At 70.2% G+C, this 13476-nt stretch carries 14 protein-coding genes; 6 read left to right on the forward strand and 8 right to left on the reverse strand.

Annotated elements, in window-relative coordinates; translation table 11 throughout:
• Positions 1-108 precede the first annotated feature (108 nt).
• Positions 109-1038, forward strand: a complete 930-nt coding sequence (locus tag ACH34R_RS40765; protein ID WP_397566971.1) for an LLM class F420-dependent oxidoreductase — start codon at positions 109-111, stop codon at positions 1036-1038.
• A gap of 291 nt (positions 1039-1329) precedes the next feature.
• On the opposite strand, the gene ACH34R_RS40770 is transcribed toward ACH34R_RS40765, so the two are convergent.
• The 3 genes from ACH34R_RS40770 to ACH34R_RS40780 all read right to left on the reverse strand — a co-directional run bounded on the left by ACH34R_RS40770 (position 1330) and on the right by ACH34R_RS40780 (position 3503).
• Entirely contained in the window at positions 1330-2469 is a 1140-nt protein-coding gene (locus ACH34R_RS40770; protein ID WP_397566972.1) for an MFS transporter, read from the reverse strand.
• A gap of 122 nt (positions 2470-2591) precedes the next feature.
• Entirely contained in the window at positions 2592-3056 is a 465-nt protein-coding gene (locus ACH34R_RS40775) for an RrF2 family transcriptional regulator (RefSeq protein ID WP_397566973.1), read from the reverse strand.
• A gap of 114 nt (positions 3057-3170) precedes the next feature.
• Complete coding sequence (locus ACH34R_RS40780; RefSeq protein WP_397566974.1) at positions 3171-3503, reverse strand: hypothetical protein; 333 nt, start codon at positions 3501-3503, stop codon at positions 3171-3173.
• A gap of 190 nt (positions 3504-3693) precedes the next feature.
• On the opposite strand from ACH34R_RS40780, the gene ACH34R_RS40785 reads away from it, so the two are divergent.
• Positions 3694-4494: a Clp protease N-terminal domain-containing protein gene (locus ACH34R_RS40785; protein ID WP_397566975.1), complete on the forward strand. Its 801-nt coding sequence runs from the start codon at positions 3694-3696 to the stop codon at positions 4492-4494.
• 119 nt (positions 4495-4613) lie between these two features.
• Here the strand turns inward: ACH34R_RS40785 and ACH34R_RS40790 are convergent, their stop codons facing one another.
• A complete protein-coding gene (locus ACH34R_RS40790; RefSeq protein ID WP_397566976.1) occupies positions 4614-6536 on the reverse strand; it encodes an ABC transporter ATP-binding protein in 1923 nt (640 codons plus the stop codon).
• Positions 6537-6766: 230 nt separating this feature from the next.
• Between ACH34R_RS40790 and ACH34R_RS40795 the strand changes: the two genes are divergently transcribed.
• Genes ACH34R_RS40795 through ACH34R_RS40805 form a run of 3 tightly spaced genes read left to right on the forward strand, consistent with a single transcriptional unit; the run spans position 6767 to position 8387 of the window.
• Positions 6767-7687: an AEC family transporter gene (locus ACH34R_RS40795; protein ID WP_397566977.1), complete on the forward strand. Its 921-nt coding sequence runs from the start codon at positions 6767-6769 to the stop codon at positions 7685-7687.
• A 32-nt stretch (positions 7688-7719) separates the two neighbouring features.
• Positions 7720-7971: a type II toxin-antitoxin system Phd/YefM family antitoxin gene (locus ACH34R_RS40800; protein ID WP_397566978.1), complete on the forward strand. Its 252-nt coding sequence runs from the start codon at positions 7720-7722 to the stop codon at positions 7969-7971.
• Positions 7971-8387: a type II toxin-antitoxin system VapC family toxin gene (locus ACH34R_RS40805; RefSeq protein WP_397566979.1), complete on the forward strand. Its 417-nt coding sequence runs from the start codon at positions 7971-7973 to the stop codon at positions 8385-8387. Before ACH34R_RS40800 ends, ACH34R_RS40805 begins: the two co-directional genes overlap by 1 nt.
• A 1185-nt stretch (positions 8388-9572) precedes the next feature.
• On the opposite strand, the gene ACH34R_RS40810 is transcribed toward ACH34R_RS40805, so the two are convergent.
• Positions 9573-9836 carry a hypothetical protein gene (locus tag ACH34R_RS40810; RefSeq protein ID WP_397566980.1) on the reverse strand — a complete coding sequence of 88 codons (264 nt, stop codon included), beginning with the start codon at positions 9834-9836 and terminating at the stop codon, positions 9573-9575.
• A gap of 759 nt (positions 9837-10595) precedes the next feature.
• On the opposite strand from ACH34R_RS40810, the gene ACH34R_RS40815 reads away from it, so the two are divergent.
• On the forward strand, positions 10596-10949 hold the full coding sequence (locus tag ACH34R_RS40815; protein ID WP_397566981.1) for a hypothetical protein: 354 nt from the start codon (positions 10596-10598) through the stop codon (positions 10947-10949).
• Positions 10950-11131: 182 nt separating this feature from the next.
• On the opposite strand, the gene ACH34R_RS40820 is transcribed toward ACH34R_RS40815, so the two are convergent.
• The 3 genes from ACH34R_RS40820 to ACH34R_RS40830 all read right to left on the reverse strand — a co-directional run bounded on the left by ACH34R_RS40820 (position 11132) and on the right by ACH34R_RS40830 (position 13468).
• Positions 11132-11977, reverse strand: a complete 846-nt coding sequence (locus ACH34R_RS40820) for an LLM class flavin-dependent oxidoreductase (RefSeq protein WP_397566982.1) — start codon at positions 11975-11977, stop codon at positions 11132-11134.
• A gap of 151 nt (positions 11978-12128) precedes the next feature.
• Positions 12129-13091, reverse strand: coding sequence for a zinc-binding dehydrogenase (locus ACH34R_RS40825; protein WP_397566983.1), 963 nt, complete (start codon positions 13089-13091; stop codon positions 12129-12131).
• A 23-nt stretch (positions 13092-13114) separates the two neighbouring features.
• Positions 13115-13468, reverse strand: coding sequence for a DUF3140 domain-containing protein (locus tag ACH34R_RS40830; protein ID WP_397566984.1), 354 nt, complete (start codon positions 13466-13468; stop codon positions 13115-13117).
• Between the last annotated feature and the right edge of the window lie 8 nt (positions 13469-13476).

Raw genomic sequence — 13476 nt, forward strand, 5'->3', positions numbered from 1 at the left:
GACCCCACCCGGCCCGGCCCGGCCCACCCGATCCCGGCCCGCGATTGCTAATCGGAGGCACACTCCGTATAGTTTTTTCCGGAGGAAGCCTCCGGAAAGGATCGTGTCATGACCGACATCCCCAGGACCGGACGGATCGGCGTCTGGACCTCTGCGCTCGGCTTCGCTCCGCCGAGCCGGGCCCGTGACGTCGCCGCCGAGCTGGAACAACTGGGCTACGGCACGCTGTGGCTGAGCGAGGGCCTGGTCAGAGACCCCTTCCTGGACGCCACCCTCGCCCTCGAATCGACGTCCACGCTCACCCTCGCCACCGGCATCGCCAGCATCTGGGCCCGCCGTCCACGGGTGGTCGCCGGTCTGGCCGACGGCCTCGCCGAGGCGTACCCGGGCCGCTTCCTGCTGGGCCTGGGCACGAGCCACAAGTTCGGTGTGGAGACGTTGCTCGGCACGGCGTACGGCAAGCCGTACACGGCCATGCGCACCTACCTCGACGAGATCGACGGCATGCGCGACACGGTGAAGTCGGTCCTACCGGCGCTCGTGCCCCGCGAGGACGTGCCCCGCGCGCCCAGGGTGCTGGCCGCGCTCGGCCCCAAGATGCTGGAGCTGGCCAGGGACCGCAGCCAGGGCGCGCACCCGTACCTGGTCACCCCCGAGCACACCCGCACGGCGCGCGCCGTGCTCGGGCCGGACCGGCTGCTGGCCGTGGAGCAGGCCGTGGTGCTGAATCCGGACAAGGCCGAGGCCAGGCGCCTGGCCGCCGCCCACGTCAACGGCTACCTCGGCCGCGATGTCTACCACCTCAGCCTGCGCCGGCTCGGCTTCACCGACGACGACTTCACCGGCGGCCCATCCGGCGGCGCGAGCGACCGCCTGGTGGACGCCCTGGTCGCGTACGGCGACGTGGACGACATCAACCGCCGCCTGGACGAGCACTTCGCCGCGGGGGCCGACCACGTCTGCATCCAAGCTGTCGGCGACGACCCGCGTGTCATCCCGCTGGCCCAGTGGCGGGCCTTGGCCCCGGCCGTCGCCTGACCCCCGCGGGGGCGAGGTCAGCGGTGGTGGCGGGTCAGGGCGCGGGGGGCGACCACGTCTGCATCCAGGCCGTCGGCGACGACTCGCGTGTCATCCCGCTGGCCCAGTGGCGGGCCTTGGCCCCGGCCGTCGCCTGACCCCCGCGGGGGCGAGGTCAGCGGTGGTGGCGGGTCAGGGCGCGGGGGGCGACCACGTCTGCATCCAAGCTGTCGGCGACGACTCGCGTGTCATCCCGCTGGCCCAGTGGCGGGCCTTGGCCCCGGCCGTCGCCTGACCCCCGCGGGGGCGAGGTCAGCGGTGGTGGCGGGTCAGGGCGAGGTACCCGAGGCACAGTACGGCCAGTGCCGCGCTCACGCCGAGCGCGACCGGCACACCCACCGGCAGCAGCAGTCCGCCGAGCCCGGTGCCCGCGGCGATGCCGAAGTAGAGCGCCGAGCCGTTCAGCCCGACGACCACGGCGGTCTCCTCGGGCGCGGCGGAGATCAGCCGCACCTGCTGGGCGGGGGTCTGGAACCAGGTGCTCGCGCCCCACGCGAGCATCAGCAGCGCGGTCAGCGGCAGCCACTGGACCTGCGCGCTGGTGGCCCAGGCGAACACGGCCAGCGTCACGGCGAGCGCCGGGTATCCGGTGGCGAGTACTCGGATCGGCCCACGTCTGTCCACGGCGGCCCCAGCGAGCAGGTTGCCGCCGACCGCGCCCACGCCGTACAGGAAGAGCAGCCACTTCTCGTCCGCCGGGGTCGCGCCGAGCGCGTGCAGCAGCGGCACCGCGAACGCGTACAGCCCGTAACTCGCCATCAGCCCGAACACGCTCAGCGGCAGCACCGCCAGCACACCGGGATGGCGTAGCGCGGCGAGCCGGCGGCGCAGCGGAATGCGCGGGCCGCCGGGCAGCGCGGGCAGGGTGAGCGCGACGAGCGCCGCGCAGATCACGCTGAGCAGGGCGACCAGGCCGAGCGCCGCCCGCCAGTCCATGATCCGGCCGGCCAGGTTGCCGAGCGGCACGCCGAGCGCGGTGGCCGCGGTCAGCCCGCCGACCACGACGGCGAGGGCCCTGGCCCGCTGCGCCGGGGCCACCAGGGACGCGGCGACCGCGCCCGCGATCGGCGTGAACCCGGCCGCCCCGACCGCCGCCAGGACCCGGCTCGCCATCAGCGCCCCGAAATCGGGGGCGAGGGCCGAGCCGAGGTTGGCCAGCGCGAGCACGACCAGCGCGGCCACCAGCAACGGGCGGCGCGGCACCCGGGCGGTGAGGGTGGCCAGTACGGGGGAGAGCAGGGCGTACGCCACCGCGAACACCGTCGCCGACTGCCCGGCGGCGGCCTCGGAGACCTCCAGCGACCGCGCCATCCCGGGCAGGAACCCGGCGACGACGTAGGCGTCCGTCCCCACTGCGAACGCCCCGAGCGCCAGCACCAGCGTCCTTCCCAACCCCCTCGTGCTTTCGGGGGCGGCAGCGCCGGAAGGCTTCGCGGCACGTGAGTCGCTAATCGGGATACTAGACATCCCCTTTCCTTTCATGATGAGGTCACCGCCGTCCGCTGTTTCCGTCGTCAGTCGCGGAGGCGGGCGTAGTTCGTCCGGGTGCGGGCGGCGTTCGCCGGATTGTCGGCCATTAGGTCGGCGATCGTCTGGGCGGCGAGTTCGCGCCGCCAGGCGAGTTCGGCGCGGCGCATGGCGCGGGCGATGCCGCAGGGCCGGTCGAAGCCGCCGCCTTCCGCCCCGAGCCCACGCTGGCGGATCTCATCGCACCGGAACGCCTCCGCGCTGCCCTCCAGGGCCGTGACGACGTCCATCAGCGTGATCTGCTCCGGCGGCCTGGCCAGCGTGAACCCGCCGCGCGCGCCCGGCGCCGACGCCAGGATGCCCGCCTTGGTCAGCGCCTGAAGGCGCTTTTTCAGGTACTCCTGCGGCAGGTCGAACCAGGCCGCCAGCCTGCGGATGGGCACCGGACCCTCGCCGTCGAGCCAGCCCAGGGTCACACAGCAGTGCAACCCCCACTCGACTCCTTCGCCCATGTTCACAAAAGGGATACTACATATCCCGATTGACTCCCTTCCCGCGGGGTCAGCGTGAACGTAGCCGCACCGATTACCAGGCTCATCCCTGCGTTCGAGGTGCCTTCGAGCGAGTCACCGAACGAGACGCGGAAGTACGCGGCCACGCCGTACCCGTCCAGCGTGCCGCCGCTGATCCGGCCGGCCAGGTAGGGCCAGGTAGAGGACGCCGATCTCCGGCGGCGGTACGGGCAGCGACTCGGCTGATCCGGCCCGGCACAGGAACCACGCGGTGCTGCGGCGGCCGGGATGGGCGGGGGAGCAGTCGTTGATCGGCGGGTACGGACGGACGGCGGCGGTGGCGGGGGGCGTGTCGCGCGACCCGGGGTTGAAGAACGTGAGTTGCGAGCCGCTGCACGAGATGGCCGTGGCCGACGCCCTGGTGGGTGACGCCGTTCCGGCCGCCATCAGCGCGGTGACGGTCAGTAGGCGGTGGACACCGGTTCACCGGCCGCCGGGCCCATCGCACGCGCGACGGCTGGAACGACCGTACCTCCCCTTCCCCGGGAACTCCGGAGCCTTTCTCTGGCCATGTAACCCTGCTGGGGGTATAAAGTAGTCATACCCCCAAGGTAACCCCATAGGAGGGCGACGCCGGATGCCGAAGATCAATGTCTATTTGCCCGATGAGCTGGCCGAGGCGGTCAAGGCGGCGGGCGTGCCGGTCTCCGCGGTTTGTCAGCGTGCGTTGGAGCAGGCCGTACGGCGGGTCGTGGCGATCAGGGAGCTGGCGCTCGGCGACCTGGAGACGACCGACCCCGCCTCCCGCTTCCCGCACTTCACCGCCAGGACCAGAGAGGTGATGAAGCTCTCGGTGGCACAGGCGCGGGCGGCCGGTGTCGCCGAGGTGGGCACCGAGCACCTGCTCGCCGGCATGCTCGCCGAGGGCACCAACCTGGCGCTCCATGTGCTGCGGGCGATCGAGGTCGACCCCGACCAAGTGCGGCAGGCCCTCCCCGCCATCCCCGACGACCAGGCCACGGACGCCGAGTCGCAGTCAGAGGCAGGGACGGCGGGCCGGTTCAGCCGAGCGGCGGCCAACGCGCTGGAGATGGCGGTGTCGGAGGCGCACGGCCTCGGGCACAACTACGTCGGCTGCGAGCACCTGCTGCTCGGCCTGATCAGCGAGCCGGACGGCACGGCCGGGCAGGTGCTGCGTTCGCTGGGCGCCGAGGCCAGGCTGACCCGGCGGGCCGTCGTCGCCGCCCTCGCCGGATACGTACACCTGCGCGCCCAGGGAGTGCAGGGACTCACGGGCGCGCAGCAGGCCGGCCCCGCGCCCGCCGTCGGCGGCGACGCCGCTAAGTTGCTGGCGGCGGCGGTGGAGCGGGCGGTCGAGCCGCTGGCTCGGCGCATCGACCGCATCGAGCAGCGGCTGGACTCGGGTTCCGGCGGGTGAACGGATTGGTGGTCAGAGCCATACTGATCATCGTTGTCCTCGCTTGGGTCGTGACGGTCCTTTAGCAGCACGCAGGACGCAGGACGCAGGACACAGCACGCAGCGCGCCGTGCGGTGCGTCAGGCCAGCGCCTCCGCGGTCACGGCCGGCTCCACGAGTGCACGGCCGGCGGCGGAGTGCTCCTGGTGGTCGAACTGTGTGCGGTACAGCTCTTCGTATCGCCCGCCCTCCGCCAGCAGCTCGGTGTGCGTGCCCCGCTCCACGACCCGCCCGTTCTCCACCACCAGGATCAGGTCGGCCGCCCTGACCGTGGACAGCCGGTGCGCGATCACCACCGCGGTACGGCCGGCCAGCGCTTCGCCCAGCGCCTCCTGCACCGCCGCCTCCGAGGTGGAGTCGAGGTGCGCGGTGGCCTCGTCCAGGATGACGACCCGGGGCCGGGCCAGCAGCAGCCTGGCGATGGTCAGGCGCTGCCGCTCGCCTCCGGACAACCGGTAGCCGCGCTCCCCGACCACCGTGTCCAGCCCGTCGGGAAGCGTGGCCACCAGGTCTTCCAGGCGGGCGCGGCGCAGGACGTCCCAAAGGTCTTCCTCGGAGGCGCCGGGGCGGGCGAGCAGCAGGTTGGCCCGCACGGTTTCGTGGAACAGGTGACCGTCCTGGGTCACCATGCCGAGCGTGTCGCGCAGGGAGTCGGCGGACAGGTCGCGTACGTCGATGCCCGCCAGTCGTACGGCTCCCGCGTCCACGTCGTAGAGCCGCGGGACAAGCTGGGCGATAGTGGACTTACCTGCTCCGGAGGAGCCGACCAGCGCGACCATCTGGCCGGGCTCGGCGCGGAACGACACGTCGTGCAACACCTGCACCCCGCCCCGGGTGTCGAGCGTGGCGACCTCCTCAAGGGAGGCCAGCGAGACCTTGTCGGCCGCCGGATAGGCGAACGAGACGTTGTCGAACTCGACCGCGACCGGCCCCTCCGGCACCCGCACCGCGTCGGGCTTCTCGGCGATCAGCGGCTTGAGGTCGAGCACCTCGAAGACCCGCTCGAAGCTGACCAGCGCGCTCATCACCTCCACGCGGGCGCTGGCCAGGGCGGTCAGCGGCGTGTAGAGCCGGGTGAGCAGCAGCGCGAGGGAGACGACCGCGCCGGTGTCGAGCGCGCCGCGCAGCGCGAAGAAGCCGCCGAGGCCGTAGACGAGGGCCAGGGCCAGCGCTGACACCAGGGTGAGCGCGGTGACGAACGTCGTTTGCAGCATGGCCGTGCGGACCCCGATGTCACGAACGCGCCTGGCCCTCCCGCTGAACTCGGCCGACTCGTCGGCGGGCCGCCCGAACAGCTTGACCAGCGTGGCCCCCGGCGCGGAGAAGCGCTCGGTCATCTGGGTGCCCATGGCCGCGTTGTGGTCGGCGGCCTCGCGCTCCAGACGGGCCAGCCGCTTGCCCATGAGCCGCGCGGGCAGCACGAACACCGGCAGCAGCACCAGCGCGGCCAGCGTGATCTGCCAGGAGATCTGGACCATCACCACCAGCGTGAGCACCAGCGTCACCACATTGTTGACCACTCCGGACAACGTGTCGCTGAACGCCCGCTGCGCGCCGATCACGTCGTTGTTGAGCCGGCTGACCAGCGCCCCGGTGCGGGTGCGGGTGAAGAACGCGATCGGCATGCGCTGCACGTGGTCGAAGACCGTGCGGCGCAGGTCGAGGATCAGCCCTTCGCCGATGCGCGCCGACAGCCACCGCGACGCCAGCCCGAGCCCGGCCTCGGCCACCGCGATCACCGCGATCACCGCCGCCAGCCAGACCACCACGCCGAGCTCGCCGCGCTGCTCGATGGCGTTGACCACCTGCCCGGCGAGCATGGGGGTCGCGACCGCGGCAACCGCCAGCACCACGCCGAGCGCGAGGTACCACGCCAGCATCACGCGATGCGGACGCGCGAACCCGGCGATCCGCCGCAGCGTCGCCTTGGAGAACGGGCGCTGGTCCGACTGTGCGTGCATGGCGTTGTAAAGCGAATGCCACGCGGTCACTTCCATGTCCATGCCCGAACCTTTCCATACGGCTACGACAGAAAGGACGGTATGACCTCAAGCTAACTTGAGGTCAACTGGACCGCGAGGGGGCCGCGACCTCGTGGAAAAGGTCCGTTCTATCGTGGTTCGTCGGAAAGCGCCGCTGATCGCCGGGGCGGGTGGTGGCGTCGGGCAGGGTGGACCAAGGAGCGGCGGTTGCCTGGCAAGCACGAGTCCAGGCGCATGGGCGCGTCAGGCTGATGTCGGGGGTCTTCACGGCGTTCGCGGCGCTGGTCTCCGTCGTGGTGCTCGGCTACGCCGTGGGCAGGCTCGGCGTACTGCGCCTTCAGGACGAACTCGTCCTCTCCCGCCTCGCCTTCTACGTCACCTTGCCCGCGCTGCTGTTCAGCACCGTGGCCACCGCCGACCTGCGGTCGATCTTCTCCCCCGTGCTGCTCACCAGCCTCGCCGGACTGGCCGCCGCCCAGCTCGTCTACGTGCCCGTGGCCCGGCTGCGCTGGAAGCGCGACCGCCGCGAGACGACGGTCGGGGCCATCGCGTCGTCGTACGTCAACGCCGGCATCCTCGGCATCGCCGTCGGCGTCTACGTCCTGGGGGACGGCGCGCTGGTGGTGCCCATCGTGCTGTTCCAGCTCCTGGTACTGGCCCCGATCACCTTCCTGCTCCTGGAACCCCCGTCCGCGGGCCGCTCCGTACGGCAGGCCCTGCTCCGCCCGCTGCGCAACCCGCTCACCGTCGCCTCGCTCCTCGGCCTGCCGTTCGCGGCGTCGGGCATCGAGATCCCCGAGCCCATCATGCGCCCCTTCGAGTTGGTGGGCGCCGCCGCGGTGCCGGTCGTACTGATCGCCTACGGCCTGAGCCTCAACGGCCCCGGCCTCGCGGACATGGCCCGGCAGGGCGGCAAGGACGTACTGCTCGCCGTCCTCCTCAAGTCCACCGCCATGCCCGCCGTCGCGTACCTCACCGCGGCCCACATCCTCCACCTGACCGGCACCATGCTCCTCGCCGCCACCCTCTTCGCCGCCCTCCCCACCGCCCAGAACGTCTACGTCTACGCTTTACAGTTCAACGCCGCCCCCAACCTCGCCCGCGGCGCCGTCCTCATCTCCACCCCCCTCGCCGTCCCCCTGATGGCCCTGATCACCGCCCTACTCGCCTGACGTAGTCTGTCTAGACAGGCTAGACTTTGAGTATGAGCTCATGGCAGGTCCAAGAGGCGAAGCAGCGCTTCAGTGAGGTCGTCCGGCGGGCGGTCGCGGAAGGGCCGCAGGTGGTCACCCGGCACGGCGAGGAGGTCGCCGTGGTCATGGACATCGCGGAGTACCACCGCCTCCGGGGGGAAACCCCGGATTTCGCCCAGTTCCTCCTTGCCGACCCTGACTGGGACGACGACATCGAGCTCCCCCGGAACAAGGATCTGCCTCGCGAACTGGACTTCGGCTGATGGGCGCCGGTTACCTGATCGACACGAACGTGATCTCAGAAGTCCGCAAGCGAAGCGGGAGCCCGCACGTCAAGAACTGGATCGGCGGGACGCACGGGCCCACCCTCTACCTCAGCAGCCTGACCATCGGTGAGGTCCGTCGCGGCATCGAACTCCGGCGGGGTGCAGACCCGAGCCAGGCGACCGTCCTTGAACGCTGGCTGCACGAACTCCGCCGGCAGTTCGCCGATCGCATCGTCCCGATCACCTGCGAAGTCGCCGAAGAATGGGGCCGATTGAACGCCGTGCGCCCACTCCCGGTAATAGACGGCCTGCTCGCCGCCACGGCTAGAGTCCACGGCTGGACCCTGGTCACTCGAAACGCCAAGGACTTCACCGGCACCGGCGTCTCCGTCGTCGACCCCTTCATTCCCTGACCAATACGGCGTGCGGTCCGCTGGTCTCTTCTCATCTCTGGAAGGCGGCCGTACATCGGCCCCGCCGCCACGCCCTCACGCCGCACCCATCCGGGCCACCATGCCGCGCAATTCACGTCCGGCAGCGGTGGGCTTACCTGCTGCACAGTACTCCGACCGTTTCACGGGCCTTCGCGTCGTTGCGGAACTTGTGCGGGGCGACGTTCTCGGCGCGGTGAAGCCACTCGACGGCCCGCTCCCTGGAACGCGGATCGCGAGCCAGCCCCCGTCCTACATCGGTCAGGAAGGCCGTATGCCTTCCGCTGCGCTCGGCCAGGCGGTGCTCTTGAACTCTCCGAGCCGGCTCAAGCACGCCGCTGCCGGGCGCGGGAGGTGTCGGTGGCAACTGTGGCGGCCACGGACGCGCCGGTATCGTCCCTGACATGCGGCTGGAGGCGATCGACGGCCTGCTCCGCCGTGAGCCGGACTCGCCAGGTGGTCGTCGGCATGGTGTGAATCCGCAGGGAATCGGCCTTTCCCCGGGACACCGCGTCGCCGAGGATGGCGGCGACCTCCCCCGCGGCGGCCCACCTCGCGGAACCTGTACTTGCTGAGGAGTTCGGGAAGCGGGCGAGCGCGGTCGGCGAGTGAACCAGATGCGGTGATGGCGTCCCGCCGAGTGGTGGAATTTAGCTGATCGTGCTGCCTGGGGTGGAGGCGGTCATCGCGTCGTTCCAGACCTGGCAGGGGAATGGACATGAAGGCGTCGGCTGTGTGGCAGAAGCGAGCCGCTGGATCGCGTTGCCGCTGCTCAGACGCTGGAGTCCGGGCCTTGTACACGGTGGAGTGGCCGATCTGTACATCATCCGGACCGACGGCGAATCAGTCGGTTGGCGCGGGTCCCGAGATCACCGCGTCACGCACGTCGAACGGGGAGATGGTAGGCAAAGGGCCCTAACGCGGCTCGATTTTCCCGCTGGGGCGCGGCGGCCGGCCGCCGAGTTGCCGGAAGGATCAGAGTGAGTGTGCGTGGGCCGGGGTCAGAGGCCCGCGCGTAGGGTTCTGCAGAATACTTCGCCCGCATACCACTCGGCTGCTGAGGCGGTGGTGAGCGAGGGCGGCGTCCAGATGCCTTGCTCTGCCCTGGACGTCTAGGGGATACGCAGGTCGATCAGTGAATCGCGCGGCGGTACGGAGAACATCCGCCTAAAAGAACCGCACGCGCTCTAGCTCGTCTTGTCCCGCTTCCTGAACGTAGACCTTGCCTCCGGTGTGGAGGATGTGCTCGATGAGGCTGTACACCTGAAGTGCCCTGTTGATGGCGTCTGTCTTCGTCTCACCGCGCAGGCGCACGACCTCTTCGAGTGCCCGCGAGGACCGCTCGGTGAGATTGACCGTGACGCGCTCCAGCGGCCCGTGACCTCGGGTGGTGGGAGCGGGCTTCTCTGTTCCAGGGAGTTTGTTCGGCATATTTTCGGGCTTTCCTCACGCACAATGGAGATGGGGAGACATGGCTAAAACAGACCAAGGATGGCAGTCCCGGTCCGAGCCTTTCGATGTCTTTCCCAGCCCCGGTGCAAGACGCGGGGCCCCGTCAGCCATTGACGGTTACGGGCCAACATCCTTCCGTATTCCAGAATCTTATCTGCGCTGACGCTACGCGTGTGCCCGCGGCCTGCGCCACGGTGGCATCACAAAGAAGGCGACCTTGCTCCCTATGCGGAGCGGTCCCTGGAGCGGCTCGCCGGCGGAGGGCCGCGCGGTAATCGCCGCCTCTCGCCAGGACGGCTGCGGCCAAGCTCGCAAACGGCCGCCGATCGCAGCCGCGGCCACCCGGCGAGCGCCGGGTGTCGCTGGGGGTGGAGCGATAAGCCTGCCTTGATCATGTTAACGATGATCATCACTCCCCCTTCCCGGTGCTGGCCACCTGCTTTTCCGCTGGTGTTCTCGGTCGGGCCAACGGGTCGACCGTACGGCAGTGGACCATCTCGCGTCAAGCTTTTATCCGACTTCTTACCTGATACTATACGCCTGAGAAGGGTACTTCATGTGTGTATTAGTCATACATCGACTGGCTGTCACTCATACATGGTGATAGGTTGCGCGTAGCACCTTGACGCTGTAGGTCCACCCGGTTTCCCCGGAGCACGCCCCACACCCCTGGGGCATCGGGGAAATCATGCACCTTCCGATCCATGCCTCAGGCTGAGCGAGAAAGCGTCCAATCACGTGAAAAAACCCGTGGTCACCGACCTGACGAAAACCGAAGGCGACCCCACTCAGCGCGCCGATGTCCTGGAAGAGCGGGAGAAGGTCAACTTCAAAGTCACGCTTTCGGGCGGTAAGCAGATCGATGCCTCCGCGCCGGCGTGGTCCCCCAGCGGGATCGCACCGGCGATGGTGATGATCACAATTCCCGGCCTGATGATCCCTGGCGCCTTCATAGCGCTGGGGATCGTTGCTTCGGCCCCGGGATGGCTCATCGTCACCGCCGCAGTCAGCACGCTGTGCGTGGTCCTGGGCTGCGGTATGTGGATCATTAACCGGTTCTCCGAATCACCCGCCCAGCACCCGGAGCAGTGATCTCTGCCTGGTAGAGAGATGAAGTCCGCCCTGGGTATCCGGCCGCCCGCCGGATACCCAGGGCGAACTTCAATGTGCTCGCCGTCAGCGAGGCCCTTTTGCATCCTCGGGTGGCCGGGCCGGTGGGTGGACGGGACAGGGGCCTCGGTCCACCCACTTGGGCGGCTTTACCGGTTATGCCTTCACACGACCTCGGCGAGGCGGTCTACCTGGGATGGGTCCAGGCCGTAGCAGTAGAACACGACCTCGTCGGCGCCCAGGTCGGTGAAGGCGGTGATCGTTTCGCGGATCTGGGCGGGGGTGGTGAGCATGCCGGAGACCATCTGGTCGGCCATGCCGGTGAAGGCGTAGTACGCGTGCATGTTGGCGCGGGCGTCGTCGATCACGTCCTGGGGGCCGAGTGCGATGTTGACCTGCGCGACGATGTGGGGCCGGCCGGCACGGTCGTACTGCTTCCAGAACGCGCGGACGGTGTCGAACAGGTCGCCCGCCCACGTCGGTGGCGCGGCGGCGAGGAAGCCGTCGCCCCAGCGGGCGACGCGTTCGAGGGCGGCGGGCCGGAAGCCGCCGAAGAGTACCGGAGGGCCGCCGGGGCGGGCGGGTGCGGGGCCGATCGGGCCGGCGTCCTGGCCGTACGGCTTGCCGGACCAGATGCGGCGCATCACCGCCATCTGCTCGTCCAGGCGGCGTCCCCGGGTGTGCATGTCGACGCCTGCGACCTGGTGGTCGTCGTGTCGGCCGCCGACGCCCAGGCCGAGGGTCAGCCGGCCGCCGGTCATCTGGTCCAAGGTGGCGGCCTGCTTGGCGAGCAGGGCGGGCTCGCGCAGCGGGGCCAAAAGCACTTCGGTCTGGACCCGGACGCGGGAGGTGGCGCCCGCCAGGACGGCAAGGGCGACCAGGGGTTCGGGGTTGTGGAAGACGAGCCGGTCGAGCAGGCCGAGCGTGCTGAAGGGGCCGGCGTCGGCGCGCCGGGCCCAGTCCAGCAGGACGGGCGGGTCGCCGATGGGCAGGCCGATACCGATGTTCATGGGTGATGCCTCCGAGGGGAAGGGTCGGCAAAGACGGCTGCCGCCCCTCCGGCACCTCAGCGAGGTGGGACGCTCTCGCCCTGCGGCGTACTTCTGGAGAGCGTCTCGTCGAAGTGGTCACACTGTAGGACGAACGCTGTTCCTCGGCAAATCACCCCTGGCTTACTCGGAGGATGAGGCGGCGGCCCTTGTGGGAGCCGGATTCCAGGGTTTCGTGGGCCTCGGCGGCGCGGGACAGGTCCATTTCCTTGGTGTCCAGGCGGAGGCGGCCTCCGGATAGTTCGGCGTTGATCCATTCGGCGGCCTCGGCGAGCTCTTCGGCCGTGGCGAGGCTGATCACGAAGCCGATGATCGAGCGGTCGTGGACGTACAGGGCGCCCGCGTCGAGCGGGGCCGGGTGGCCGGTGGCCAATCCGGCGAGGACCAGGACGCGGCCCCTGGTGGCGAGGGTGGGGACGGCTGTGGCCGGGGGCGTGCGGCCGGTGGTGTCGCAGTAGACGTCGATGCCGCCGGGGGCGAGGTCTTCCAGCGCTTCCCGGAGGTCGGCGGTGGTGGTGTCGATCACGGTGTGCGCGCCGTAAGATCGGCAGGTCTCGGCCTTGGCCGGGCCGCGGGCGGAGGCGATCACGCGGGCGCCCAGCCCGGTGGCCAGCCGGATCAGGCACGAGCCGACCGCGCCGTTGCCGCCCTCCACGAACAGCGTCTCCCCCGGCCGCAGCCGGGCGTGGTGGATCAGGCCGGTGTAGGCGGTGGCGGCGGGGTGCAGGACGGCCACCGCCGCGACGGGATCGACGCCGTCGGGCAGCGGGTAGAGCCGGTCGGCCGGTACGCACGCCAGCTCGGCGGACGCGCCCTGGCGGCCGTCGTGCCCCAGGCTGTTGCACCAGACCCACCGATCAGTGCCGACCGGCTTGCCCACCAGGTCACGGCCGAGGACCAGCGGCATCGGGACGGGCGTGGCGTACGCGCCGGACCGGACGAAGGTGTCGACGTGGTTCACCGCCACCGCCGCCACCTGGACCGCGACCTCGCCCGGCCGGCACTCGGGGTCGGGCAGCTCGCCGTACTTGATCTCGGTCGCCGGACCGGGCCGTTCGATGTACGCGGCGCGCATCGGCACCCCCTAAGAAGACTCCATCAGCCGGCCGCCGTCGAACGCAGCGGATCGTGCCCCACGGACATCAGCTCGTGCCGCCACTCGTCGTCGGCGACGGCGTCGCGCGGCGCGTCGGCCAGCCGGTCTTCCACGTAGTCGATCGTGCGGCGCATCACCTCGATGTCGTCGCCGGTGAGATCGACCTTCCGTTTGCCGAGGATGTGCAGCACGCTTCGGCCCAGCCCCGCGACGCCCAGATCGGGATCGGCGTCGAAGGCGTCTTCGCCGGACGCGTCGGTCAGCAGCCAGGCGCGAAGCTCCTCCGAGGTCATGTTGACGATGCGGTGGAACTCCTGCCACAGCAGGTCGGTCTGGGGCTCGATTCGATCGGACATCAGCCCCT

It is taken from the genome of Spongiactinospora sp. 9N601, assembly GCF_044326295.1.
In the GTDB taxonomy this organism is placed as follows: Bacteria; Actinomycetota; Actinomycetes; order Streptosporangiales; family Streptosporangiaceae; genus Spongiactinospora; species Spongiactinospora gelatinilytica.